This window comes from Jannaschia sp. W003 (assembly GCF_025144335.1).
Taxonomy (GTDB): Bacteria; Pseudomonadota; Alphaproteobacteria; order Rhodobacterales; family Rhodobacteraceae; genus Jannaschia.
Window position 1 is genome coordinate 2244844 of sequence record NZ_CP083539.1, and the last position, 23521, is coordinate 2268364.

The window sequence follows — 23521 nt, forward strand, 5'->3', positions numbered from 1 at the left end:
GGTGCGTTGCGTGTCGTGGGTCGTGCGGCGGCCCGCGCGGGGCCGCGGTGCCGGGGGCGCGGGCGCGCCCCCGGCGGGGTCAGCCGATCACTTGATGGCGTCCCAGCGCTGCTGGATCTCGGACGCCACGGTCTGCGCGTCCGCGCCGGTGGTGTAGTCCACCATGCCGGTCCAGAACGCGCCCGCGCCGATCTCGCCGGGCATCAGATCCGAGCCGTCGAAGCGGAATGTGGTGGCGTTCTGGATGATCTCCGCCTGGCCGCGCAGCGCGTCGTCGGAATACAGTTCCGGGTCCACGCCGCCGTGGGCCGTGAGGAACCCGCCTTGGGCCATCCAGATCTCGTGGGCGATGGGCAGCTTCAGGAACTCGATGAACGCGTTCGCCGTGTCCGACGGGTTGGTGATCGAGAACAGCGTGCCCGCGCCCAGCACCGGCTGGCCGAGGTCCTTGTCGGCGTAGGCGGGGAAGTAGAAGAAGTCGACGTCCTCGCCCACCTCGGTGCCTTCCGGGAAGAAGGCCGGGATGAACGACGCCTGGCGGTGCATGTAGCAGTCGGGCGGCACCTCGAAGAGGCCCTTCGGGCTGTCGCGGAAGTCGGTCGACGCCACGGTCTCGCCGCCGCCCGAAACGTACTCCTCGTTGCGTGCGAAGTAGCCGAACTCCTCGATCGCGGCGACGACCTCGGGGCTGTCGAAGGGCAGCTCGTTCTCGACCCAGGCGTCGTAGGTCTCGGGGGACTGGGTGCGGAGCATCATGTCCTCGACCCAGTCGGTCGCCGGCCAGCCGGTGGCCGCGCCCGAGCCGAGGCCGATGCACCACGGGGTGCCGCCGTCCTCGACGATCTGGTCGGTGAGGGCCTTGAGGTCCTCCATCGTCTCGGGGACCTCGTAGTCCATCTCCTCGAAGGCCTCGGGCACGTACCAGACGAGCGACTTGAGGTCGACGCGGTAGAACATTCCGTAGAGGTCCTCCTCGCCGTCCTGGCCCTCGTAGGTGCCCAGGTCGACCCAGGACTGGCCGGCGGCGAAGTTCTCGGCGACGAAGTCCGCGGTGCCCTCGGGCAGCGGGCTGAGCTGGCCGCGCGCGGCCATGTCGGAGGCGAGGCCCGGCTGCGGGAACACGGCGAGGTTGGGCGCGGAGCCCGCCTCGGCGGCGATCACGATGTCCTGCTCGAAGCTGTCGGAGCCGGAATACTCGGCGTCGGCGCCGGTGGCCTCGGCGAAGAGCGCGACGATCGCGTCGAACTTGGCCTTCTCGTCACCGGTCCAGGGGCCGGTAATCGAGAGCGACTGGCCCGTGAGGTCGGTGGATTCGGCGAAGCCCTCGTAGCCGCTCCAGTCGAAGTCGCCAGAGCCGGGCTGGAAGTCGGCGTGGGCGTCGGCGAAGGCGGCGCCGGCGGTGGCCAGCCCGATCGCAGTGCTCGCCGCGAGCAGCGTGCGCGTGTTGGTCATATGATCTCTCCCTTGCGGGCGGCGGGGCCGCCCCTGCTGAACGTGGCGGGGCCCTCTCCCGGGACCCAAACCGCTTTCACCCCGCACCTAGCCCGACCGCCCCGGCCCTTGTCAATCGTCCAACCGCGATGCTGCGCCGCGGCGGTGAAATCCCTTGCCACGAAGGCTTCCGGTGAGTCACCCAAGGGTGGCGACGGGGTGCTCGAAAGCGGTTGCGAGGCGGCACGCGGACGGAAGGCGGACAGGTGAATCTGCGCGAATTCTCCAAGACCCTCGGCCTCTCGCCCACCACCGTCAGCCGCGCGCTCGGCGGCTACCCCGAGGTCTCGCCCCGCACCCGACGCCTCGTGCAGGAGGCCGCGCGCGAGCAGGGATACCGCCCCGACCGCCGCGCCGCGGCGCTGGCCACCGGGCGCGCCATGACCATCGGCCATGTGATTCCCGCACAGATGGGCCGCGAGATGCTCAACCCGGTGTTCGGCGACTTCATGGCCGGCGCGGGCGAGGTTTACTCGGCGGCCGGCTACGACATGGCGATCTCGTTCGTGCCCGACGAGGACGAGCTGCGGGTCTACCGCCAGATCGTCTCGGCGCGCTCGGCGGACGGGGTGATCGTCCATGCGCCCCGCGTCGGCGACACGCGCGTCCCGTTCCTGCGCGCCTGCGGCCTGCCCTTCGTGGTCCACGGCCGCGTGCCAGGCGAGCCGCTGGACTACCCGTTCGTGGACATCGCAAACCGCCGCGCCTTCCGCCGCCTCACCTCGTTCCTCCTGGACCTCGGGCACCGGCGCGTGGCGCTGGTGAACGGCGAGCCGCAGCTCGAGTTCGCGCGCCGCCGTCATGAGGGCTGGGCCGAGGCGCACGGGGCCGCGGGCCTCGCACCCGACCCCGAGCTGGTCCGCGCCGGGCCCATGTCCGAAGGCAATGGGCACCGCTTCGCAGCCGAGCTGCTCGCCCTGCCCGACCCGCCCACCGCCTTCGTCTGCGGCTCGGTGATCACCGCGGTGGGCGTGCGCCGCGCCGCCCACGCCGCCGGGCTCCTGCCGGGCCGCGACGTGTCGATCGCCGCCCACGACGACATGCTGGGCTACTTCGGCAACGGCGAGGCGGAGCCGGTGTTCACCGCCACCCGCTCCTCGGCCATGGAGGCGGGACGCCGCTGCGCCGAGATCCTGCTCGCGCAGATCGCGCGGCCCGACGCGCCGCTCGAGCAGGAGGTGTGGGACTGCGACCTCGTGCTCGGCGCCTCGACCGGGCCTCTGCGGGCCGGCGCCCTTTCCACCCGTGGCGATTAGTGGGTTAAGGGGCGCCGCACAGGCAACCGAGGGCGCACCCCGTGAAAGACACCAACCCCCTGCCCGAGCTCTCGGTCGGACGCGCCGACTTTCCCGAGGGCTTCCGACTGTCCACCGCCACCTCGGCCTACCAGATCGAGGGCCATGCCTTCGGCGGCGCGGGGCCGACGCACTGGGACACCTTCGCCTCGATCCCCGGCAAGGTGGCGCGCGAGGAGGACGGGGCGGTGGCCTGCGACCACTACCACCGCTGGGAGGAGGACCTCGATCTCATCGCCGCCGGCAACTTCGACGCCTACCGCTTCTCGACCTCGTGGGCGCGGGTCATGCCCGACGGCGTGACGGTGAACCCCGAAGGCCTCGACTTCTACGACCGCCTCGTGGACGGGATGCTTGAGCGGGGCATCGCGCCCATGGGCACGCTCTACCACTGGGAGCTGCCTGAGGCCCTGAACCAGCGCGGCGGCTGGCTCGTGCGCGAGACGCCGGAGCGCTTCGCGGAGTTCACCCGCGTGGTGGCCGAGCGCATCGGCGACCGGCTCCATGCGGTCGCCCCGATCAACGAGCCTTGGTGCGTCGCGTGGCTGTCGCACTATCACGGCTTCCACGCCCCCGGGCACGCCTCGCTGGAGGCGGGCGTGCGGGCGATGCACCACGTCGCCCTCGCCCACGGGCTGTCCGCCGAGGTGCTTCACGGGATGGGCCAGCGCGGCGTGGGCGCGGCCTGCAACTTCGAGTACGCGCTGCCGGCCTCGGACACGGATGCGGACCGCGCTGCGGCGCGCCTCTACGACGGCATCTACAACCGCTGGTTCGTGCAGGCGATGACGCAAGGTACCTACCCCGAGGACGTGCTCGAGGGCTTCGCGCCGCACATGCCGGAGGGCTGGGAGGCGGACCTCGCCACCATCCGCCAGCCGCTCGACTGGTTCGGGGTCAACTACTACACCTGCCAGCGCCTCGCGGCAGGCGCCGGGGACTGGCCGGGCTATCAGCCCGTGCCGGGACCGCTGCCGAAGACCGCGATGGGGTGGGAGATCTGCCCGGAGGGGCTCGCCTACATCCTCAAGCGCCTCCACGGCGAGTTCACCGGCGACGTGCCGCTGTTCATCACCGAGAACGGGCTGGCCAACGCCGACCAGCCGGGCCGCCCCGACCGCGAGCGCATCGCCTACACCGACGCGCATCTCCACGCCTGCCTCGATGCCATCCGCGCGGGCGTGCCGCTGGCCGGCTACACGGCGTGGTCGCTCATGGACAACTACGAGTGGACCTTCGGCTACGAGAAGCGCTTCGGCCTCGTCCACGTGGACTTCGAGACGCAGGAGCGCACGCCGAAGGCCAGCTACCACGCGCTTGCCCGCGCCTTCGCGCGCGCCTAGGGGGCCCGGCATGGACGATCCCAGACTCTTCCTCGTGGCCGACGTCGGCGGAACGAACACCCGCGTCGGCATGGCGCGCGGCAACATCGTGCTGCCCGAGACGGTGCGCCGCTACCGCAACCGCGACTTCGCCAACCTCGCCCCGGTGCTGCGCCGCTACCGCGAGGAGGAGGGCGGCCCCGCCCCCGACGGCGCCTGCGTCGCCGTGGCCGGCCCCGTGCGCGACGGTCGGGCCGAGCTGACCAACCTCGACTGGTCGATCGACGCCGCCCGGCTGATCGACGCCACCGGCGCGCGCGGCGCGGCGATCCTCAACGACCTGCAGGCGCAGGGCTTCGCGCTGGGGCATCTCGATCCCGACCAGGTCCGCCCGATCGTCGAGGGCCCCGCCCCCGAGGGCGCCGCGCGCCTCGTGATCGGCGTGGGCACCGGCTTCAACGCCGCGCCGGTGCACGTCGTGCCCACGGGCCGGCTCGTGCCGCCCTGCGAAGCGGGCCACGCCAACCTGCCGATCCGCACCGAGGCCGACCTGCGCCTCGCCACCTTCCTGTCCACCGCCCACGGCTTCGCCGCCGTGGAGGACGTGCTGTCGGGCCGGGGGCTGGAGCAGGTCTATCACTGGCTCGCTTCCGAGGCCGGCTCTTTCGACGAGTTCGGGGCCGCCGAGATCATGGCGCGCCTCGGCAGCGACGCCCGCGCGGAGGCCGCCGTGCGGCTGTTCTGCGGGATGCTCGGCACCGTGGCCGGGAACCTCGCCCTGATCCACCTGCCGCTCGGGGGCGTGTTCCTCGTGGGTGGGGTGGCGCGGGCCATGGGTCCGCACCTGCGCGAGATGGGCTTCGCCGACGGCTTCCGCGACAAGGGCCGCTTCGCCGGCTTCATGGGCAACTTCGCGGTGAGCCTCGTGGAGGACGACTACGCCGCTCTCACCGGGTGCGCGGCGCACCTCCGGGAGCTGGCGGGGTAGATTGCGCCAAGACGCCCCGGCCCTAAGCCGGGGCCTCCGTTAGACGACGGCGCTCCGTTCCGTAGCGAAGCGCGAACGGCAGCCGGAGGCCCCGGCGCAAGGCCGGGGCGAGACCTGTCTCACGCCGCTTCCTCCTCCTCGCGCTGCTGCTGCGACCACATCGAGGCGTAGCGCCCGCGATGGGCCAGCAGCATCTCGTGCGTGCCCTGCTCGACGATCTCGCCCGCCTCCAGCACCACGATCCGGTCCGCGTCCACCACCGTGGACAGGCGGTGCGCGATGGTGATGACGCTGCGCCCGCGGCTCATGGCGCGCAGCTCGGCCTGGATCTCGCGCTCGGTCTCGGTGTCGAGCGCGCTGGTCGCCTCATCCAGAAGCAGGATCGGCGGGTCCTTCAGCAGCGTGCGCGCGATGCCCACGCGCTGCTTCTCGCCGCCCGACAGCTTCAGGCCCCGCTCGCCCACGGCGGTCTCGTAGCCCTGCGGCAGGTCGCGGATGAAGCCGTCGATCTTGGCGGCGCGCGCGGCCTCCTCGATCTCGGCGAACGAGGCGTCGGGGCGCCCGTAGGCGATGTTGTAGCGCAGGGTGTCGTTGAAGAGCACGGTATCCTGCGGAACCACCCCGATCGAGGCATGGAGGCTGTCCTGCGTGACCGAGCGCACGTCCTGCCCGTCGATCTCCACCGCGCCCGCGTCCACGTCGTAGAAGCGGAACAGCAGGCGCCCGATCGTGGACTTGCCGGAACCCGACGGCCCCACCACGGCCACCGTCTCGCCCGCGCCGACCTCGATGGTCACGCCCCGCAGGATGGGCCGCGCGGCCTCGTAGCCGAAGCGCACGTCGCGGAACAGGATGCGGCCCTCGGGCACGGCGAGGGGCCTAGCGTCCGGCGCGTCCTGAACCTCCTCGGGCTGCTCCAGCAGGCCGAACATCTCGCCCATGTCCACGAGCGCCTGGCGGATCTCGCGGTACACCGTGCCGAGGAAGTTCAGCGGCATGGTGATCTGGATCATGTAAGCGTTGACCAGCACGAAGTCCCCGACCGTCAGCTCGCCCGCCTGCACCCCCATCGCGGCCAGAACCATCACGCCCACCAGCCCGGCTGTGATGATGAGCGCCTGCCCGAAGTTGAGGAACGCGAGGGAGTAGGCGGTCTTGAGCGCCGCCGCCTCGTAGCCCTCCATCGCGCCGTCGTAGCGCCGCGCCTCGCGGGCCTCGGCGCCGAAGTACTTCACGGTCTCGAAGTTCAGCAGGCTGTCGATCGCCTTCTGGTTAGCGTCGGTGTCCTGGTCGTTCATCGCCTTGCGGATCCGGACCCGCCACTCGGTGACCCGGAACGTGAAGACGACGTACGCGAAGATCGTCGCCAGCACGATCACGAGGTACCAGACGTCGAACACGAAGAAGAGGATCGCCGAGATCAGCAGCAGCTCCAGCACGAGCGGGCCGATCGAGAAGAGGAGGAAGCGCAGGAGGAAGTCGACGCCCTTCACGCCCCGCTCGATGATGCGGCTCAGACCCCCGGTCTTGCGGGTGATGTGGTAGCGCATCGACAGGCGGTGCATGTGGCTGAAGGTCTGCGAGGCCAGACGCCGCAGCGCCCGCTGGCCGACCCGCGCGAAGGCGACGTCGCGGAGCTGCTGGAACCCGATGTTGAAGGCGCGCGCGCCGCCGTAGGCGACCGTCAGCGCCACGGCCCCCGCCCCGAGCGCCCAGGCGGGCGTCGCGGTCTCGGGCGTCAGCCCGTCCACGGCGGCCTTGTAGAGGAACGGGGTGAGCACGGCGATGATCTTGCTCAGAACGAGGGCCGTCAGCGCGAAGACCACGCGGCGCTTCACCCACCCCTCGCCGTCGGGCCAGAGGTAGGGCAGCACGCGGCGGATGATGTCGAGGCTGCCCGCGGGCGGCTCGGTCTGGGTGATCTGGCTCGGCATCCGGTCCTTCTAGGATCGCCGCGCCCCGGGCGCCACCTCAGTCGGCGGCGGCCTCCGCGGCGCCGGACGGCTCGGCGCCCTCGACCTGGGGAAGCGCGAAGACCTGTCCCGGGTAGATGAGGTCGGGGTCGCGGATCAGGCCACGGTTGGCCTCGTAGATCTGCACGTACTGGGTGCCCTCGCCGAAGTAGCCCTCGGACAGCGCCCAGAGCGTGTAGCCCGGCTGGACGGTGATCGCGCGGCGCCCCTCGCGGCGGGCGGCGGCGGCGACCGCGGGGGCGGTGCGCTCGAACGGCGTCTCGAGGCGGCCCACCACGGTGCCGTCGGCGCCGAGCGCGTCGATCCGCAGGGTATAGACGCCCTCGTCGACCTTGGGCAGCGGCGAGGCCCAGGCCCCGTCCGGTCCCACGGCCACGTCGCGCACGGGGCGCCCGTCGAGGTAGACCCGCAGCGCCGTACCCGCGTCGCCCCGCCCGGCGAGCTGCACCGCGCCGCCCTCGTCGTAGGCGATGGCGTCGAGCCCGAGGCTCTCGGCCGCCTCGGGCGGACGTTCGGCGGCCGTCTCCAGCCGGATGCCCGCCGGGCCGGCGCGGAACAGGCGCGGCGCGGCGGGGGGCGCGGGGGCCGCGGAGGCCAGCGCGTCGCCTCCGGGCGCGGCGGGCGGAGGGTCCGTGCGCGAGGTTGTAGCAGAAGGCCGCAGCTCCGCCGGCCCGGCGGTCGCGGCGGAAGGCGACATCGGAGTGTCCGGCTCGACGGCGGATGACCCGTCCCCGCCCGGCGAAATGCCCGCGGTCAGCGCGTCCGGCGCCTGCGGCTGGGCGCCCTCGCGGGAGGCGCCAAGGGGAGCGTCCGACAATGCGGCGGGTGACCCGGCGGACGGATCGCCGGGCGCATCGATCGCGAGCGGGGCGGCGGAGGTGATTGTGGGGGGCGGTTCGGGGCGCAAGGCGGGCTTCGCGTCAACGCCGGGGACGTCGGGACGCGAGGACGGTTCCACCAAGGGGTCGACGCGCGCGCTGCCTTCGGGGGAGACTTGCGGAAGCGGAGCCGATGCGAACGCCTCGCCGGGACGCACCGGCTCCGGCGCGTCGTTCAGGACGCCTGCCGACTTCGCGCCATCCAGCGCGCCGTCGAGGGCCCCGTCCGCCGCGGTGTCGATCTCCGGGGCCTCGGGAATCACGGCTGCAGTGGGTGCGGCGGGCGCGATGATGATGCTCTCCGCGCCCTGCAGGAAGCGGCCGTCGGCGTCCTCGGACTCGATCGCAAGCACCTGCGGCGCCTCCGAGGGCGGCAGGTCGAGGAAGGCCACGAAGTTGCCGGACAGGTCCGCCTGCGCCCGCCCCACCGCCGCGCCGTCGAGCCGCAGCGTCACGGTGCCGCCGGCGGGCGCGCGGCCGGCCAGCACGGCGGCGCCCGCGGCGTCCACGCGAACGAGGTCGAGCGCCGGTCCCGAGGGCGGATCGGCGGGGGGCGCGACCGGGGTGCGGTCGGCCGTGGTCGGGGCGCCGCCGGGAAGCGGCGCGAGGTTCGCGAGCGCGGTGCCGTCGGGGGCGGCGGGCGGTTCGGGCGTGGCGGACGGCGTCTGCGCGGCGTCGGGTTCCGGCGGAGTGGCGGAGGCGGTTGCCTCGAAAGCGGGCGTCGCGGCTTCCGGTTCGGGCGCAGGAACCGACGTTTGCGCGGCGTCGGAATCAGTCGGCGTAGGAGCACCGGCGATGGTTTGGTCAGCATCGGGCGATACGCCCTCAGGGATCACCATGTTCTCGTCCACGGCCGCCGACTGGGCGGACGGTTCCGAGATCACCGTCACGGCGTCGTCGCCCGACGCCGCATCCGTGGAACGCGCAGGATCGGTGATCCGCGCGACGCCTCCCGAATTGCCCTCGACGTCCCCCCGCCCGTCGCCACCACCGGCCTCGGGCCGGATCGCGGCGGCGGAGCCGTTCCGCATCTCGTTCCAGACCCCGTGGGCGAACAGCAGGACGAAGACGACGCCGAGGGCCGCGCCGCCGCCCAGAACCGCGCTCGTCTTGCGTCCCATGACCGGCCCTCCCGCTCGGGTGGCGAATCCCGCCGGATGGCGGACCGCGCGTCAGGCTATCAGCGGGGAAACGTCGATGCAAAAACGCGCGGGGGCGGCGCCCGTTTCCGGACGCCGCCCCCACCATACCACGTCCGCGGGATTCAGGCCTGCTCGTGCAGGCTGTCCACGACGACCTTCTCGATCTCGCTCAAGGGATGGTTGGTCAGCGTCTTGTCGATCGTCGCCACCAGCTTGTCCGAGACCTCCTTGTGCATTTCGTCGCGCACGACCCCGAGCACCTGCGGCGAGGCCACCAGCACGAGGTGGTCGTACTCGCCGCGGTGCGCCATCTTGTACAGCCGGTCGGCCAGATCGGAGGCGAAGCGCTCCTTCTGGAGCTCGTGGAAGTCGGTCTCGTCGTAGGCGTGCTTGCCCGGCTGGGCGCTCTCGCCCACGCGGCCGCGGCGGTTGGCGGACTGCTCGCGGTCGGGGGGATTGTCCTCCTCGCGCTTCGAGACGACCTCGAGGTTCGGGTTCTCGTCGTCGGTCCGGTTCACGAGGAACAGGGCCTTCTCGCTGTCGGTGACGACGACGAGGGTTCCGTTGCGCAGCTTGGCCATCAGTCCTTCGAGCCCCCGTGCGGCCCGCCGTGATTGCCGTCCTCGTCGCGGTCCTCGTTGGTCTTGCCCACGCGGGTCACGCCGCGCGTGCCTTGCGTGGTGGCGCGCAGCAGCGAATCGCGGGTGCCCACCTCGGTCGCGACGTCGCCGCCGGCCCGGCCCTGGTGGCTGGGGGTCTCGGGCATGTCCTCGATGAACTGGTCGGTCTCGCGGGTGCCGTCGTTGGAGCGGTGTCGCTCGGCCATGTCGTGCCTCCGTTTGCTGGTTCACCGGGCCAACGCCCCGCGCCGGAGGCGGTTCCGAAACGCGCCGGGGCCCCGCATGGGGCCCCGGCAGCCCGACGTCGGGCAAGCGGAATCAGAAGGTTGCGACCGGTTCCTCACATGCGCGAGGCAACGTTCTCCCAGTTCACCAGCTCGTCGAGGAAGTTCTGCAGGTAGGCGGGGCGCTTGTTGCGGTAGTCGATGTAGTAGGAGTGCTCCCATACGTCGCAGCCCAGGAGCGCGGTCTGGCCGAAGCACAGCGGGTTCACGCCGTTCTCGGTCTTGGTGACCTTCAGCGCGCCACCCTCGTCCTTTACGAGCCACGCCCAGCCCGAGCCGAACTGCCCGGCGCCGGCGGCGGCGAACTCCTTCTTGAAGTCGTCCACGGAGCCGAAGCTCTCGGTGATCGCCCGCTCCAGCTCGCCCGGCATGGCCCCGCCGCTCGGTCCCATCATCTCCCAGAACTGGGCGTGGTTCCAATGCTGCGAGGCGTTGTTGAAGATCCCGTTCTGGGCCACCGCGCCCTTCTGGTAGGTGCCGCGCACGATCTCCTCGACAGACTTGCCCTCCCACTCGGTGCCGGCGATCAGCTTGTTGCCGTTGTCGACGTAGGCCTTGTGGTGGAGGTCGTGGTGGTACTCCAGCGTCTCCTTCGACATGCCCTTGGAGGCGAGGGCGTCGTGGGCGTAAGGCAGATCGGGAAGCTCGAAGGCCATGGCGTGACTCCTTTCGGGATGTGTCCGCCCTCCCATGTCGCGCCGGGCGGCGGGCGGTCAAGCCCCGTGCAGGCGGGGCATGGGCGCGTCGGCGGCGTTGCGGAGCAGCGCGTGGGCGTAGTCCGCGACCGAGCGGAAGCATACCACGCGCCAGCCCTCGCCCTTGCGCCAGAGGGCCGCGGGCACCTGCGCCATGCGGGTGCGGCGCACCTCCGCGGGGTCGAGCCGCGCGAAGTCCACGGGCATCAGCTTGGCGAGGGTCGCGGCGGCGTCCCTGCCCTCCACGTCGAACACCGCGCGGGCGTCCGAGACGTCTGCCACGGTGGCGAACTCGTCAGCGAGCGCCTTCGCCAGTGCAGCGGCCCTTGCAGGCGCGTCGTCGCAGATCAGAAGCAGTTCGTCGGGCGACATCCACAGGACGTGCTCGCCGCTCTCGCGCACCGACAGCCGCTGCCCGGGCACGGCGCAACCGATCGCGCCGCACAGCAGGCCGAGGTCGCCGCGCAGGGTCACCATGCCGACGCCGGTGCGGCGCTCGATGCGGACGTCAGACATCCTGCTTCTCCCCCTTGGGGTCGTAGAACACCGGCGAGACGATGCGCGCCTCCACCTCGCCACCGCCCTCGCCAGTGAAGCGCAGCACCTCGCCCATCCGCTCAGGGCCGCGCCGCACGAGGCCCATGGCGATTCCGCGGTTCAGCGTCGGCGAGTGGTAGGTGGAGGTGACGCGGCCCTGCACGTTGCGCTGTCCATTGGCATTGACGCCCTCATCCACCGCATAGGCGCCGTCGGGCAGCACCGAGCCGTCGAGCGTGTGCAGCCCGACCAGCTTCCAACGGTCGGGGTCGGCGAGGTGGGTGCGCTGCTGGCCGCGCTTGCCGAGGAAGTCGGCCTTCTTCTTCGAGATCGCCCAGTCCAGCCCGAGGTCCTGCGGGATCACGGTCCCGTCGGTCTCGTCGCCGATCATGATGAACCCCTTCTCGGCGCGCATCACGTGGAGCGCCTCGGTGCCGTACGGCGTGGCGTCGAACGCCGCGCCCGCCTCCAGCAGCTTGTCCCACAGCGCCCGGCCCTCGTTCGCGGGGACCGCGATCTCGTAGCTCAGCTCGCCCGAGAAGGAGATGCGGAACGCCCGGACGCGGTGTCCGGCGAGCGTGCCCGCGCCCCACGTCATGAACGGGAGGGTGCCGGCGGACACGTCCATGCCGCCCAGCTTCTCCAGCACCTTGCGGGCGTTCGGTCCCACGACGGCCACTTGCGCGAACTGCTCCGTCAGGTTCACGGCGTGGACCTTCAGGTTCCACCACTCGCACTGGAGCCAGTCCTCCATCCACGCGTGGATGCGGTCGGCGCCGCCCGTGGTGGTGTGGCACAGGAAGCTGTCGTCGCCGAGGCGCGCCACCACGCCGTCGTCCATGAGGAAGCCGTTCTCGTCGCACATCAATCCGTAGCGGCAGCGGCCCGGCTTCAGGGTCGACATCATGTTGGTGTACATGAGGTCGAGGAACTTGGCCGCATCGGGCCCCTTCACGAGGATCTTGCCCAGCGTCGAGGCGTCGAGCAGGCCGAGGCTGCCGCGCGTCGCCCGGACCTCGCGCGCGACCGCCTGCTCGGGGCTCTCGCCGCCGCGGGGGTAGCAGTAGGGGCGCCGCCACTGGCCGACCGGCTCCCAGTGGGCGCCGTTCGCCTCGTGCCAGCGGTGGAGCGGCGTCTTGCGGACGGGCTGGAACAGCGCGCCCTTCGCCTCGCCGGTCAGGGCGGCTATGGTGACGGGCGTCCAGGGCGGGCGGAAGGTGGTGGTGCCGACCTGCGGGATAGGCGCATCAAGCGCATCCGCGAGCGTCGCCAGACCGTTGATGTTGCTCAGCTTGCCCTGGTCGGTCGCCATCCCGAGCGTGGTGTAGCGCTTGGCGTGCTCGACGCTCTCGAAGCCCTCCTGCGCGGCGAGCCGCACGTCGGAGACCTTCACGTCGTTCTGGAAGTCGAGGAACGCCTTCATCCGCAGCGCGGGCCCCGCGCGAGCAGGCACGAGCCACGCGGGCGTCATGGCGCCCTCGCGCTCGTCCTCCGCCTCGGGCGCCTCGCCGTCCATCGCATCGGCGGCGCTCTCCAGCACCTCGGCGGTGGTCATCGCGCCCGCCGCCGTGCCGACGGCGACCACGAAGCCCTCGCCGTCCGCGCCGCGGGGCGGGCGGTCCGGGTCGGGCACGAACATGGCGTTCGCCTCGTCCCACAGCAGCTTGCCGCCGCAGTGGGACCACAGGTGCACCACCGGCGACCAGCCGCCCGACATGCCCAAGCAGTCGCAGCGGATCTCCTGCAGGACGGCGCCACCCTCGCCCGCCTGGTCGCACACGGCCACGCCGCGCACCCGGTCGCGCCCGATCACGTGGGCGACGCCGCGGCCCGCATGAACCTTGACCCCCAACGCCTTGACTTCGTTCACCAATGGCCCAGAGGGGTTCTGGCGCACGTCGAGGATCGCCGGCACTTGGAGACCCGCCTCGCGCAGCACGCGCGCGGTGCGGTAGGCGTCGTCGTTGTTGGTCACAATCACCGTCCGCTCGCCCACGCCCACGCCGTAGTCCACCGCGTAGTCGCGCACCGCCGAGGCCAGCATCACGCCGGGCCGGTCGTTGCCGGCGAAGGCAAGGGGGCGCTCGATGGCCCCCGTCGCCGTCACGGTGCGGCCCGCCCGCACGCGCCAGAGCCGCTCGCGGGGGCCGTCCCCCTCCAGCCGTTCGTTCAGCAGCACGTAGCCGTGGTCGTAGACGCCGGCACCCTGGCAATCGAGGAGGAGCGTGACGTTCTCCATCCCCTCAAGCGCTTGCACGGTGTCGTTCACCCACGCATCCGCCGCCTGCCCGTCGATCCGCGCGCCGTCGACGGGCGCCCGCCCGCCCCAGCGCGACGTCTGCTCGCACAGGATCACGCGCTCGCCCCGCTCGCCTGCGATGCGCGCCGCCAGAAGGCCCGCGACGCCTCCGCCGACCACCAGCACGTCGCAGAACGCGTAGATCTGCTCGTAGCGATCCGCGTCGGCCCGGTCGGGCGCGGCGCCGAGGCCCGCGGCGCGGCGGATCACCGGCTCGAACACGTGCTTCCAGAAGGGGCGCGGGTGGATGAACGTCTTGTAGTAGAAGCCCGCCGGCAGGAAGCGCGCGCCGAGGTCGTTCAGGATGCCCACGTCGCGCTCCAGCGAGGGCCAGGCGTTCTGCGAGCGCACGAGGGCGCCGTCGCGCGCGGGCTCGGTGGTGGCGCGCACGTTGGGCGTGAACCGCCCGCCCTCGCCCACGCCCAGCAGCGCGTTCGGCTCCTCCGGCCCGCTGCCCACCACGGAGCGCGGGCGGTGGTACTTGAACGAGCGGCCCATGAGCAACTGCCCCGACCCCAGCAGCGCCGAAGCCAGCGTGTCGCCGTGGTAGCCCCGCACCTCCCGCCCGTCGAAGCGGAAGCGCAAGGGCTTCGAGCGGTCGATGCGCCGCCCGCCGGTCCGGAGCCGCGCGCTCATGCCTCGCCCCGCATCCGGTTCAGGATCTCAACCGGGGGCGCTTCGGTCTGCGCCGGGTAGGTACCGAAGACCCGCATCGTCGCCGTGTCGCGCGCAGCGAGGAACCACTTGCCGCAGCCGTAGGCGTGGCGCCACCGCTCGAGATGCGGACCCTTCGGGTTGTCGCGCAGGAAAAGGTACTGCTCGAAGTCGTCGTCGGACGACTCCGGTCCGTGGCGCTTCAGATGGGCCTCGCCGCCGGGCGCGAGTTCCGTCTCCTCGACGGCGAGCCCGCAATACGGACAGGTCAGCAGAAGCATGGGGCCCCCTCGGCGGAGGCCGCCGGCTCAGCGTTGGAAGACGTGCATGGCGGGATCGTCGATGCGGACCTGCGGCGCGCCGAGGCCGCCGAGGTCGATCTCTCCCCCGACGGCGAGATAGACCACCACCGCGATCGCGACCACCGAACCTCCCAGAAGGAAGTTGAGGCCGCGGGGCCGGCGCTGGCGGGGTCGGAGCATGGGGTCTCGCATCTGCTTGGTGAGATGAGGCCAACATACCAGCCGGCCGTTCCGTTCCGCATCCCCCCACCGGGGGGGAACGATCGCGATCCCGCATCCGCGTCCGCGCGCATCAGTGCGCCACTCCGGCCGCGACGCTCTCGTCGATGAAGCGCCCCTCGCGGAACCGCTCCAGCCCGAACGCCTCCGTAAGCGGCGAATGCCCCGTCGCCATCAGCTCCGCGAAGCCGAAGCCCGAGCCGGGGATCGCCTTGAAGCCGCCCGTTCCCCAACCGCAGTTCAGGAACATGCCTTCGACGGGCGTGCGCGACAGGATCGGCGAGCGGTCGCCCGTGACGTCCACGATCCCGCCCCACTGGCGCAGCATCTTGAGGCGCGAGAGCATCGGGAAGGTCTCGACCAGCGCGCGCAGCGTCTCCTCGACGTGCTGGAAGCTGCCGCGCTGGGTGTAGCCGGCGTATCCGTCGGTGCCGCCGCCGATCACCATCTCGCCCTTGTCGGACTGGCTGAGGTACCCGTGCACCGTGTTCGCCATCACCACGATGTCCATGCAGGGCTTGATCGGCTCGGAGACCAGCGCCTGCAGCGGCACCGACTCCAGCGGCAGCCGGAAGCCCGCCATGCCCGCCAGCACCGAGGAGTGCCCCGCCACCACGCCGCCGAGCTTCTCGCACTCGATCCGCCCCTGCGTCGTCTCCACGGCGCGCACCCGGCCGCCGGTGGTGTCGATGCCGGTGACCTCGCACTGCTGGATGATGTCCATGCCCATGTCCGAGCACGCGCGCGCGTAGCCCCACGCCACCGCGTCGTGGCGCGCGGTGCCGCCGCGCGCCTGCCAGAGGCCGCCTAGCACCGGGTAGCGCGGCCCCTCGATGTTCATGATGGGGCAGAGTTCCTTGACCCGCTGCGGGCCGATCCACTCGGTCGTGACCCCCTGCAGCGCGTTCGCGTGTGCCGTACGCTTGTAGCCCCGCACCTCGTGGTGGGTCTGCGCCAGCATCAGCACGCCGCGGGGGCTGAACATGACGTTGTAGTTCAGCTCCTGACTCAGCGTCTCGTAGAGGCTGCGCGCCTTCTCGTAGATCGCGGCCGACGGGTCTTGGAGGTAGTTCGAGCGAATGATGGTGGTGTTGCGGCCCGTGTTGCCGCCGCCCAGCCAGCCCTTCTCGATCACCGCGACATCCGTGATGCCGTGCTCCTTGCCGAGGTAGTAGGCCGTGGCCAGCCCGTGCCCGCCGGCGCCCACGATCACCACGTCGTAGCGCCGCTTCGGCGCACGCTTGGCCCAGGCCCGCTCCCACCCCTGGTGGTAGCGCGCCGCCTCGCGGGCGATGGCGAAGACCGAGTAGCGTCGCATGCAGTTCCCCCTCCGCCCGCCTTCTGCGGCGCCGGCCGTTCCGGGAATCCCTCCGGCGCGGCGCTGCGGGCGCCGATTGCGACATGCGCGCGCGTTCACGTCGCCGCAAGCGGCGGGGCGCACCCCTTGCGGCGCTGCGCGCATTCGGCGCAGGAGTCCGTCGATGTTCTGGATCGCCGCCTTACTGCTCGCCGCCGCCGTGGTCGCGCTCCTCGTGCGGGCGCTGGCGACCCCGCCAGAGGCCGAGACCGCCACCGCCGACGTCGTCGTCTACCGCGACCAGCTCCGCGAGCTGGAGCGCGACGTGGCCCGCGGCACGCTCGCCCCCGAGGCCGCCGAGGCCGCGCGGGCCGAGGTCGCCCGCCGCCTCCTTGCCGCCGACGCCGCCCCGCATGCCGCGCGGAGGGGCGGGCGCACGGTCGCGGGCGGGCTCCTCGCGGGCGGCATCGTCGTCGCCGTGGCGATGCTCACCTACCTCGCGGTCGGCGCGCCGGGCTATCCCGACCTGCCCCTCGCGGACCGCATCGCGCGCATCGAGGAGCGGCGCGCCGCCCGCCCCGCGCAGGCCGTCGCCGAGAGCGCCGTGCCCGTCTCGCCCGCCGCCGCGGACCCGGAGACCCTGCGCCTCGCCGAGCAGCTCCGCGCCGTGCTTGAGGAGCGGCCCGACGATCTGGAGGGCTGGCGCTTGCGCGTGCGGATCGAGGCGGGGCTCGGCGACCTGCGCGCCGCGTGGCGGGCGCAGGAGCGCGTGATCGCGCTGCTCGGGGACGCGGCGACCGCGACCGACCACGCGCTGCTGGCGGAGCTGATGATCGGCGCCGCGGGCGGCTTCGTCTCGCTCGAGGCCGAGCGGGCGCTGGCCGCCGCGCTGCGCCTCGACCCGCGCGACGGATCGGCCCGCTACCACGCGGGCCTGATGTTCGCGCAAGGGGGCCGGCCCGACCGGGCCTGGCCCATGTGGCGCCGCCTCGTGGCCGACAGCGCGCCGGGCGACCCGTGGCTGGAGCCGATCTACGCGCAGATCGAGGAGATCAGCCAGCTCGCCGGCCAGCCGACGCCGCTCGCCGACCTGCCGCGCCCCGGGGCGCGCGGGCCGTCCGAGGCGGACGTAACGGCGGCGGCGGACCTCGACCCCGAGGCGCGCATGGAGATGATCGGCGGCATGGTGGACGGCCTCGCGGCCAGCCTCGCCTCGGACGGCGGCCCGCCCGCGGACTGGGCGCGGCTCATCACCTCGCTCGGCGTGCTGGGCCGCGGCGACGCGGCCGCCGAGGTCTACGCCGAGGCGCGCACGGTGTTCGCGGACGATCCGGGCGCGCGCGACGTGCTGCGCGCGGCGGCCGAGCGGGCGGGCATCGCGCCGTGATCCACGACACCATCGAGGGGTTCGCCGTTGCCCTGCCCCCGTTCGGCGCCCTCGTGGGGCTGGACCTCGGCACCAAGACCATCGGCCTCGCGATCTCCGACGCCACCCGCTCCGTCGCCTCGCCGCTGCGGACCTTGAAGCGCCGCAAGTTCACGCTCGACGCCGAGGCCATCGAGGCGCTGGTGGCCGAGCGCGCCGCCGTGGGGCTGGTGCTGGGCCTGCCGCTGAACATGGACGGCTCGGGCGGACCGCGCCTCCAGTCCACGGAGGCGTTCGCGCGCAACCTGGCGCGGCGCGGGCCGCTCCCCATCGCCTTCTGGGACGAGCGCCTCAGCACCGTGGCCGCCGAACGCGCGCTCCTGGAGGCGGACACGTCGCGAAAGCGTCGCGCCGAGGTCATCGACTCGGTCGCCGCCGGCTATATCCTCCAAGGCGCGCTGGACCGCCTTCGCCACTTGGGAGCGACATGACCGACCAGACCTGGAGCCGCACGGAGGTGGATTCGCCCTGCATCAAGCTGTGCTCGATCCACCCCGCGACCCGCCTGTGCGTGGGCTGCCACCGCACGATCGACGAGATCACGGCGTGGTCCGGCATGACCCCCGAGGCGCGGCGCGCGGTGATGGACGCGCTGCCCGAGCGGGCGGGCCTTCACAAGGTCCGCCGCGGCGGGCGCGGGGCGCGGCGCGCTTAGAGCAGCGCGCGGCGCAGCATGTTGAGGGCGACGAGGAACAGGAACGCCGCGAACACGCGCTTGAGCGGCGCGGGGTCCATCGCATGGGCCAGCTTCGCCCCCAGGGGCGCGGTCAGCAGCGTCATGGCGATCACCACCGCGAAGGCCGGCAGGTTCACGTAGCCCACCGTGAAGGGCGGGCGCACCGCGTCCACGGGCATCAGGAGGAACAGCGCCGCCGAGGGCGCGGCGATCAGCATCCCGAACCCCGCCGCCGTGGCGACGGCCCGGTGGATCGGCACCCCGTGCAGCGTCATCAGCGGCACCCCGAACGAGCCGCCGCCGATCCCCATCAGCACCGACAGGAAGCCCGTCGCCGGCGAATACAGCCACACCCGCCAGCCCTCGGGCATCCGCTCCGCCAGCCGCCAGTGCGCCCGTGAGAAGCCCATGTAGGCCGAGACCACCAGCGCCAGCACCGCGAAGATCGCCGTCAGGGTGTCGGAGCGCAGCCGCGTCGCCACCAGCACGCCGACCAGCGCGCCCACCGCGATGCCCGGCCCCCAGCGGCGCAGCGTCTCGCCGTCCACCGCACCCCGCCGCGCGTGCGAGCGCACGGAGCGCAGCGAGGTCACCACGATGGTGGCGAGCGAGGTCGCCACGCAGATCTGCATGAGTTGCGCGCTCTCGTAGCCCAGCGCGGCGAACACGTAGAAGAAGGCCGGCACCAGCACGATGCCGCCGCCCACGCCCAGGAGGCCCGCCAGCACGCCGGCGCCTGCGCCCACGAGGAGCAGGAACAGCACCAGCGGAGCGAGTGCGGAGATCTCTGGCATGGCGCGTTCCCCCTCAGGCCGCCGCCCGCGTGACATGCGCCAGCGCCTCGTGCAACACCGCCGCCCCGGCACCCGGCTTCGCGCCGCCCTCGCTCAGCGTCCGCCGCCAAAGGCGCGCCCCGGGCCGCCCGGCGAACAGCCCCAGCATGTGCCGCGTGACCTGGTGCAGACGTCCCCCCGCGGCGAGGTGCCGCTCGATGTGGGGGATCATCGCGAGCGCGGCGTCCTCGGGCGCGGCGCAGGGATTGGGGCGCCCGAAGACGCGGCTGTCGGCCCGCAGGAGGATCGCCGCCGGGTCGTGGTAGGCCGCGCGCCCGACCATCGCGCCGTCCACGTGGTCGAGCTGCGCCTCCACGTCGTCCAGCGTGGCGATGCCGCCATTGATCGAGACGTGCAGCGCCGGGAAGCGCCGCTTCATCCGGTGGACGAGCGGGTGGTCGAGGGGCGGGACCTCGCGGTTCTCCTTCGGGCTCAATCCTTGCAGCCACGCCTTGCGCGCATGCACCGTGACCCGCTCCACCCCCGCATCCGCGATGCGGGCCAGGAAGTCGGGCAGCACCGCCTCGGGATCCTGCTCGTCCACGCCGATGCGGCACTTGACGGTGACGGGCACGGCGACGGCCTCGCGCATCGCCCGCACGCAGTCCGCCACCAGCGCGGGCCGCTCCATGAGCACCGCGCCGAAGCTGCCCGACTGCACCCGGTCCGACGGGCACCCGCAGTTGAGGTTCACCTCCGCATAGCCCCGCTCCGCCCCCATCGCGGCAGCTTCGGCCAGCTCACCCGGGTCGGAGCCGCCCAGTTGCAGCGCCACGGGATGCTCGGCGGCGTCGAAGTCGAGGAGGCGCGTCGCCCCGCCCCGCACCAGCGCGGCCGAGGTCACCATCTCGGTATGAAGCAGCGCCTCGCGGCTCAGCACGCGGTGGAACGCCCGGCAGTGCCGGTCGGTCCAGTCCATCATCGGCGCGACGGATAGGCGGGCGTTGCGGTCGAGGTCGGGGGCGTGGGGCATCGGGGGGCCTTCGGCGTAGCGAGAGCGGGGGAATGCCCCAACGCGCGCCGATCCGCAACGATCGCGCACCGGGTCGTGAGTTGGGGGCCGCGCCCGCGTGCGGTAGGGCAAGGGCCAGCACAGGAGCCGCCATGCCCCTCACCCGCCGCGCGATCCTCCTCGGCGCCCTCGCCGCGCCCCTGCCCGCCCGCGCGTTCCTCCACCGCGCCGCGTTCGACGGCCCCACGCTCGCCGCCCCCGAGGCGCTGGAGCGGGTCCGGGCCGGCACGCTCACACTCGTCGACATCCGGCGCCCCGACGAATGGCGCCGCACCGGCGTGCCCGAGGGCGCCTGGGCCATCGACATGCGCCGCCCGGACTTCGCTGCGGCGGTGCTCCAGGCCGCGGGCGGCGACCCGAGCCGTCCCGTCGCCCTGATCTGCGCGCGCGGCGTGCGCTCGGCGCGCGTGGCGGCGCTGCTGGATGCGGAGGGGTTCGGCGCGGTGCTCGACGTCCCCGAGGGGATGCTCGGATCGGCCGCGGGGCCGGGCTGGCTCGCGCGCGGCCTTCCCGTGCGGGCGGCGGACTAGGCGGCGGCCTCGGACGCCGCGGGCACGCGCAGCGCCTCGCCCCACCACGCCGCGCGCACGGCGATGGGCGGCACGTGCAGGTCCTGCGGCGTGCGCAGCACCGCGGGCGGCCAGACCATGCCCGACAGCGCCGAGAGCGGCACCGCGAGCGCCAGCGGCACCGCCACCGGCAGGAGCCACGGCGACACCGCGCCCGCCGCGATGCCCGCCAGCGCGGCGGCGCCCAGCACGGTCTCCGCGCGGTGAAAGCGCAGGAGCGCGCCCAAGCTCCGCCGCGCACCGCTGCTCGGCTGCCAGTCCTGCCGCCGCCCCAGCGCGGCCCGCGCGACGGCCTCGGTATGCTGCACCATCAGGATCGGCGCGAACAGCATCGAGAGTCCCGCCTCGGCCAGGAGCGAGCCCGCGAAGCGCCAGGCCCCCCCGAGGCGCCGCATCGGCGTCCCCGACAGCAGCAGCGCCGTGGCCCCGATCAGGCGCGGCGCGGCGAGCAGGGCATAGACCGCCGTCATCAGCGCCAGATGCCCGCCCGCCGCCGGCGCGGCGGCGCCCGACACGGTCCACAGGAGCAGCAGCGCGAGCCACAGGGGCGACAGCAGGTAGCCCATCGCCCCCTGCAGGAGGTGGACGCGCGTCGCGGTGCGGAAGCCCCGCGCGTGGACGAGGCGCAGGTGCTGCATGTTGCCCCGGCACCAGCGCCGGTCGCGCAGGCAGTGGTCGACCAGCGTGGGCGGCGTCTCCTCGAACGACTCGGCGACGCGGGGCAGGACGCGCACGGCCCAGCCCGCACGGCGCAGGAGGCCCGCCTCGACCACGTCGTGGCTGAGGATCAGCGCGCCGCCCAGATGCGGCAGCCCCGCCGAGCGGGCGAAGGCGTGCGTGCGCACGATGGCGTTGTGCCCCCAGTAGGTGCCCTCGGCCCCGGCCCAGCGCGCCAGCCCCTCGGCCAACGCGCGCCCGTGGACCGCGCCCGCGAACTGCTGCGAGCGGGCGAAGAGCGTACGCGCCCCCAAGATGCGCGGGCAGCTCTGGATCAGCCCCGCGGCGGGATCGGCGGCGAGCGCGTCCGCAAGGTCGCGCAGCGCCCGCGGCCCCATGAGGCTGTCCGCGTCGAGCACCACCATCGCGTCGTGCGCGCCGCCCCACCGCACCAGCCAGTCGGCGAGGTTGCCCACCTTGCGGTCCACGTTGCGCGCCCGGCGGCGGTACCACACGGGGCCGAGCCCGCCCGCGCGCAGGGCGGCGAAGGCCGCCCGCTCCGCGTCGGCGGCGGCACCCTCGGGCGTGTCCGACAGCACGTAGAGCGCGAAGCGGTGCGGGCCGGAACGCCGGCGCAGCGCCTCGAGCATCGCGGCGGCGCGGCCGAACACCGCCGCGGCCGCCTCGCCGTGGACCGGCACCAGAAGGGCCACGTCGAGGCCGCGCGCCGGGGCTGCTGCGCGCCTCGGCGCAGGCCGCCGCAGCATCGAGACCGCGCCGCCCAGCGCCGTGCAGACGGCGAGCGCGATCGGGAAGAACCCCAGCGCGATGAGCATGGAGATCGCGATCTCGGCCCCCCGCGCGCCGCCCGGCGCGAACAGCGAGGGCGCGATCCACAGCACCGCGGCGGCCGCGGCGACGGCGGGCAGGAACACGGCGAGGCGCCAGAGCGTCACGTTCCCGTCGCCCGTGCCCTCCGCCGGGGCCGCCCCGTCGCGGAACGCCTCCGCGAAGTCCTGCCGGGGGTGGGGCAGCGGGCTCTCGGGCGGCATCGCACCCGTCATCGCGCGGCCCGCCACGGCTGCGCCTTGAACCACGCCGCCACGTGCGCGCACGCGACGAGCAGCGCGAAGCCGGCGAGGTTCACCGCGGCCCACGTCCCCGCGTCCCGCCCCACCACGTCCAGCACCAGACCGCTCGCCCGCGCGAGCACCATCGAGAACACGAACACCGCGAGGCTCTGCTGGCCCACCTTGCGGACCATGCCGACCAGACCGTTCCACAGCCCGGCTCCGCGCCCCGTCGCGTGCAGCCTGCGCCCCCCCTCGCCCGCCGCGGCCCAAGCGAGGTAGGCCAGCGCGAGGAAGTGCACGTGGCGCAGCACGCCGTAGTCGGTCTTGTGGAACCACGCGCCGTGCGCGGCGCGCCAGTCGAACACCGGGTTGCAGGCGCCGAAGCCGCTCTCGGCGCAGCCCGTGAGGGCCACGTAGGCGTCCTGCACCGCCCCCATCTCGAACAGCCGGAAGCCGGCGTTCGACAGGAGCGCGGACAGGATCACCACCGCGGCGGCGAGGCCCAGCAGCCACGCGCGCGCCGGCGGCGCGGGCAGCCAGCCCCGCGCGAAGGCGAAGCCGGTGAAGAACACCAGTTGCCAGCCGAACGGATTGAAGAACCACGGCCGGTCCGACCACGGCTCCGCCGGCAGGGCGAGGTACCACGCCCCCAGCCCGAGGCGCACCAGCAGCGCCTCCTGCGCCAGCGCCCAGACCGCCACCGAGGCCGCCATCGCCAGCGCGGGCGAGACCCGCGCGAGCAGCATCGCCACCGGCATCATCGCCAGCACCGCCATGTACATGGGCAGGATGTCGAAGTAGTTCGGGACGTATCGCAGCGTCATCAGCCCGATGAGTTGCGGCGCGGGGTCCTTGAAGAACCGCCAGAGGTTCAGCGTGCCGATGTAGACCGTCCCGGGCCGCAGCCCGCTCGCGTCCACGGCGGCGAGCAGCGTGGCGATCGCGAGGAACATCGCGATGTGGCACCAGTAGATCTGCCAGATGCGGTAGCCCACCCGCGCCGTGCCCATTCCCCAGCCCGCCCGGTCGAACGAGCGCCCGAAGGCGATGGCCGACGCCATGCCCGAGCAGAACACGAAGATCTCGGTGGCGTCCGAGAACCCGAACCGCGCCGGGATCCACAGGGTCCACGCGTTGCCTGGCGTGTGGGCGAGCAGGATGATGAACATCGCCAGCCCGCGGAACACGTCGAGGCGCGGGTCGCGCGCCGCGGCCTCCGGCGCCCCGCGGCGCGCCGCCGGGGCGGTGAAGGTGTCGAAGGGGGCTGCGGCGGTCATGG

At 73.1% G+C, this 23521-nt stretch carries 22 protein-coding genes; 7 read left to right on the top strand and 15 right to left on the bottom strand.

Features of this window, described 5'->3' with window-relative positions; genetic code table 11:
• Positions 1 to 87: 87 nt before the first annotated feature.
• Positions 88 to 1452, bottom strand: coding sequence for an ABC transporter substrate-binding protein (locus K3554_RS10960; RefSeq protein WP_259940161.1), 1365 nt, complete (start codon positions 1450 to 1452; stop codon positions 88 to 90).
• Between the two features lie 245 nt (positions 1453 to 1697).
• Here K3554_RS10960 and K3554_RS10965 point away from each other — a divergent pair, with 245 nt between their 5' ends.
• From K3554_RS10965 to K3554_RS10975, 3 genes are read left to right on the top strand one after another with little or no spacing between them, the layout of a single operon-like run.
• Positions 1698 to 2747, top strand: a complete 1050-nt coding sequence (locus tag K3554_RS10965) for a substrate-binding domain-containing protein (protein ID WP_259940163.1) — start codon at positions 1698 to 1700, stop codon at positions 2745 to 2747.
• Between the two features lie 41 nt (positions 2748 to 2788).
• Positions 2789 to 4129, top strand: coding sequence for a GH1 family beta-glucosidase (locus tag K3554_RS10970; protein ID WP_259940164.1), 1341 nt, complete (start codon positions 2789 to 2791; stop codon positions 4127 to 4129).
• Positions 4130 to 4139: 10 nt separating this feature from the next.
• Complete coding sequence (locus tag K3554_RS10975; protein WP_259940166.1) at positions 4140 to 5096, top strand: glucokinase; 957 nt, start codon at positions 4140 to 4142, stop codon at positions 5094 to 5096.
• Positions 5097 to 5215: 119 nt separating this feature from the next.
• On the opposite strand, the gene K3554_RS10980 is transcribed toward K3554_RS10975, so the two are convergent.
• The 10 genes from K3554_RS10980 to K3554_RS11025 all read right to left on the bottom strand — a co-directional run bounded on the left by K3554_RS10980 (position 5216) and on the right by K3554_RS11025 (position 16017).
• The gene (locus K3554_RS10980; protein ID WP_259940168.1) at positions 5216 to 7030 is read right to left on the bottom strand and encodes an ABC transporter ATP-binding protein/permease; all 1815 of its coding nucleotides are present in this window, start codon (positions 7028 to 7030) and stop codon (positions 5216 to 5218) included.
• Between the two features lie 37 nt (positions 7031 to 7067).
• Positions 7068 to 9068, bottom strand: coding sequence for a LysM peptidoglycan-binding domain-containing protein (locus K3554_RS10985; RefSeq protein ID WP_259940170.1), 2001 nt, complete (start codon positions 9066 to 9068; stop codon positions 7068 to 7070).
• A gap of 143 nt (positions 9069 to 9211) precedes the next feature.
• Positions 9212 to 9670, bottom strand: coding sequence for a host attachment family protein (locus K3554_RS10990; protein ID WP_259940172.1), 459 nt, complete (start codon positions 9668 to 9670; stop codon positions 9212 to 9214).
• Complete coding sequence (locus tag K3554_RS10995) at positions 9670 to 9915, bottom strand: hypothetical protein (RefSeq protein WP_259940174.1); 246 nt, start codon at positions 9913 to 9915, stop codon at positions 9670 to 9672. Before K3554_RS10995 ends, K3554_RS10990 begins: the two co-directional genes overlap by 1 nt.
• 134 nt (positions 9916 to 10049) lie before the next feature.
• Entirely contained in the window at positions 10050 to 10649 is a 600-nt protein-coding gene (locus tag K3554_RS11000) for a superoxide dismutase (protein WP_259940176.1), read from the bottom strand.
• A gap of 57 nt (positions 10650 to 10706) precedes the next feature.
• Positions 10707 to 11204, bottom strand: coding sequence for a sarcosine oxidase subunit gamma (locus K3554_RS11005; RefSeq protein WP_259940177.1), 498 nt, complete (start codon positions 11202 to 11204; stop codon positions 10707 to 10709).
• Positions 11197 to 14160, bottom strand: a complete 2964-nt coding sequence (locus K3554_RS11010; protein WP_259940179.1) for a sarcosine oxidase subunit alpha family protein — start codon at positions 14158 to 14160, stop codon at positions 11197 to 11199. Before K3554_RS11010 ends, K3554_RS11005 begins: the two co-directional genes overlap by 8 nt.
• On the bottom strand, positions 14157 to 14459 hold the full coding sequence (locus K3554_RS11015; RefSeq protein ID WP_259940181.1) for a sarcosine oxidase subunit delta: 303 nt from the start codon (positions 14457 to 14459) through the stop codon (positions 14157 to 14159). The genes K3554_RS11010 and K3554_RS11015 overlap by 4 nt, the downstream gene beginning before the upstream one ends.
• 27 nt (positions 14460 to 14486) lie before the next feature.
• Positions 14487 to 14660: a hypothetical protein gene (locus K3554_RS11020; RefSeq protein WP_259940182.1), complete on the bottom strand. Its 174-nt coding sequence runs from the start codon at positions 14658 to 14660 to the stop codon at positions 14487 to 14489.
• A 112-nt stretch (positions 14661 to 14772) separates the two neighbouring features.
• Positions 14773 to 16017, bottom strand: coding sequence for a sarcosine oxidase subunit beta family protein (locus K3554_RS11025; RefSeq protein WP_259940185.1), 1245 nt, complete (start codon positions 16015 to 16017; stop codon positions 14773 to 14775).
• 163 nt (positions 16018 to 16180) lie between these two features.
• Here K3554_RS11025 and ccmI point away from each other — a divergent pair, with 163 nt between their 5' ends.
• Genes ccmI through K3554_RS11040 form a run of 3 tightly spaced genes read left to right on the top strand, consistent with a single transcriptional unit; the run spans position 16181 to position 18077 of the window.
• Positions 16181 to 17383 (top strand): c-type cytochrome biogenesis protein CcmI, encoded by a 1203-nt coding sequence (gene ccmI / locus K3554_RS11030; RefSeq protein ID WP_259940186.1) that lies wholly within the window; start codon positions 16181 to 16183, stop codon positions 17381 to 17383.
• Complete coding sequence (gene ruvX, locus K3554_RS11035) at positions 17380 to 17853, top strand: Holliday junction resolvase RuvX (RefSeq protein WP_259940187.1); 474 nt, start codon at positions 17380 to 17382, stop codon at positions 17851 to 17853. The genes ccmI and ruvX overlap by 4 nt, the downstream gene beginning before the upstream one ends.
• Positions 17850 to 18077 carry a DUF1289 domain-containing protein gene (locus tag K3554_RS11040; protein WP_259940189.1) on the top strand — a complete coding sequence of 76 codons (228 nt, stop codon included), beginning with the start codon at positions 17850 to 17852 and terminating at the stop codon, positions 18075 to 18077. The genes ruvX and K3554_RS11040 overlap by 4 nt, the downstream gene beginning before the upstream one ends.
• Here K3554_RS11040 and K3554_RS11045 read toward each other — a convergent pair.
• Both K3554_RS11045 and dusA read right to left on the bottom strand, forming a co-directional pair.
• Positions 18074 to 18892: a sulfite exporter TauE/SafE family protein gene (locus tag K3554_RS11045; RefSeq protein WP_259940192.1), complete on the bottom strand. Its 819-nt coding sequence runs from the start codon at positions 18890 to 18892 to the stop codon at positions 18074 to 18076. The genes K3554_RS11040 and K3554_RS11045 overlap by 4 nt on opposite strands.
• A gap of 13 nt (positions 18893 to 18905) precedes the next feature.
• Entirely contained in the window at positions 18906 to 19904 is a 999-nt protein-coding gene (gene dusA, locus K3554_RS11050) for a tRNA dihydrouridine(20/20a) synthase DusA (protein WP_259940193.1), read from the bottom strand.
• A gap of 131 nt (positions 19905 to 20035) precedes the next feature.
• Between dusA and K3554_RS11055 the strand changes: the two genes are divergently transcribed.
• Positions 20036 to 20473: a rhodanese-like domain-containing protein gene (locus tag K3554_RS11055; RefSeq protein WP_259940195.1), complete on the top strand. Its 438-nt coding sequence runs from the start codon at positions 20036 to 20038 to the stop codon at positions 20471 to 20473.
• Here K3554_RS11055 and mdoH read toward each other — a convergent pair.
• Together mdoH and K3554_RS11065 are read right to left on the bottom strand one after the other, a co-directional pair.
• Complete coding sequence (mdoH, locus tag K3554_RS11060) at positions 20470 to 22266, bottom strand: glucans biosynthesis glucosyltransferase MdoH (RefSeq protein WP_259940197.1); 1797 nt, start codon at positions 22264 to 22266, stop codon at positions 20470 to 20472. The genes K3554_RS11055 and mdoH overlap by 4 nt on opposite strands.
• Positions 22230 to 23519 carry an OpgC family protein gene (locus tag K3554_RS11065; RefSeq protein WP_259940198.1) on the bottom strand — a complete coding sequence of 430 codons (1290 nt, stop codon included), beginning with the start codon at positions 23517 to 23519 and terminating at the stop codon, positions 22230 to 22232. The genes mdoH and K3554_RS11065 overlap by 37 nt, the downstream gene beginning before the upstream one ends.
• Between the last annotated feature and the right edge of the window lie 2 nt (positions 23520 to 23521).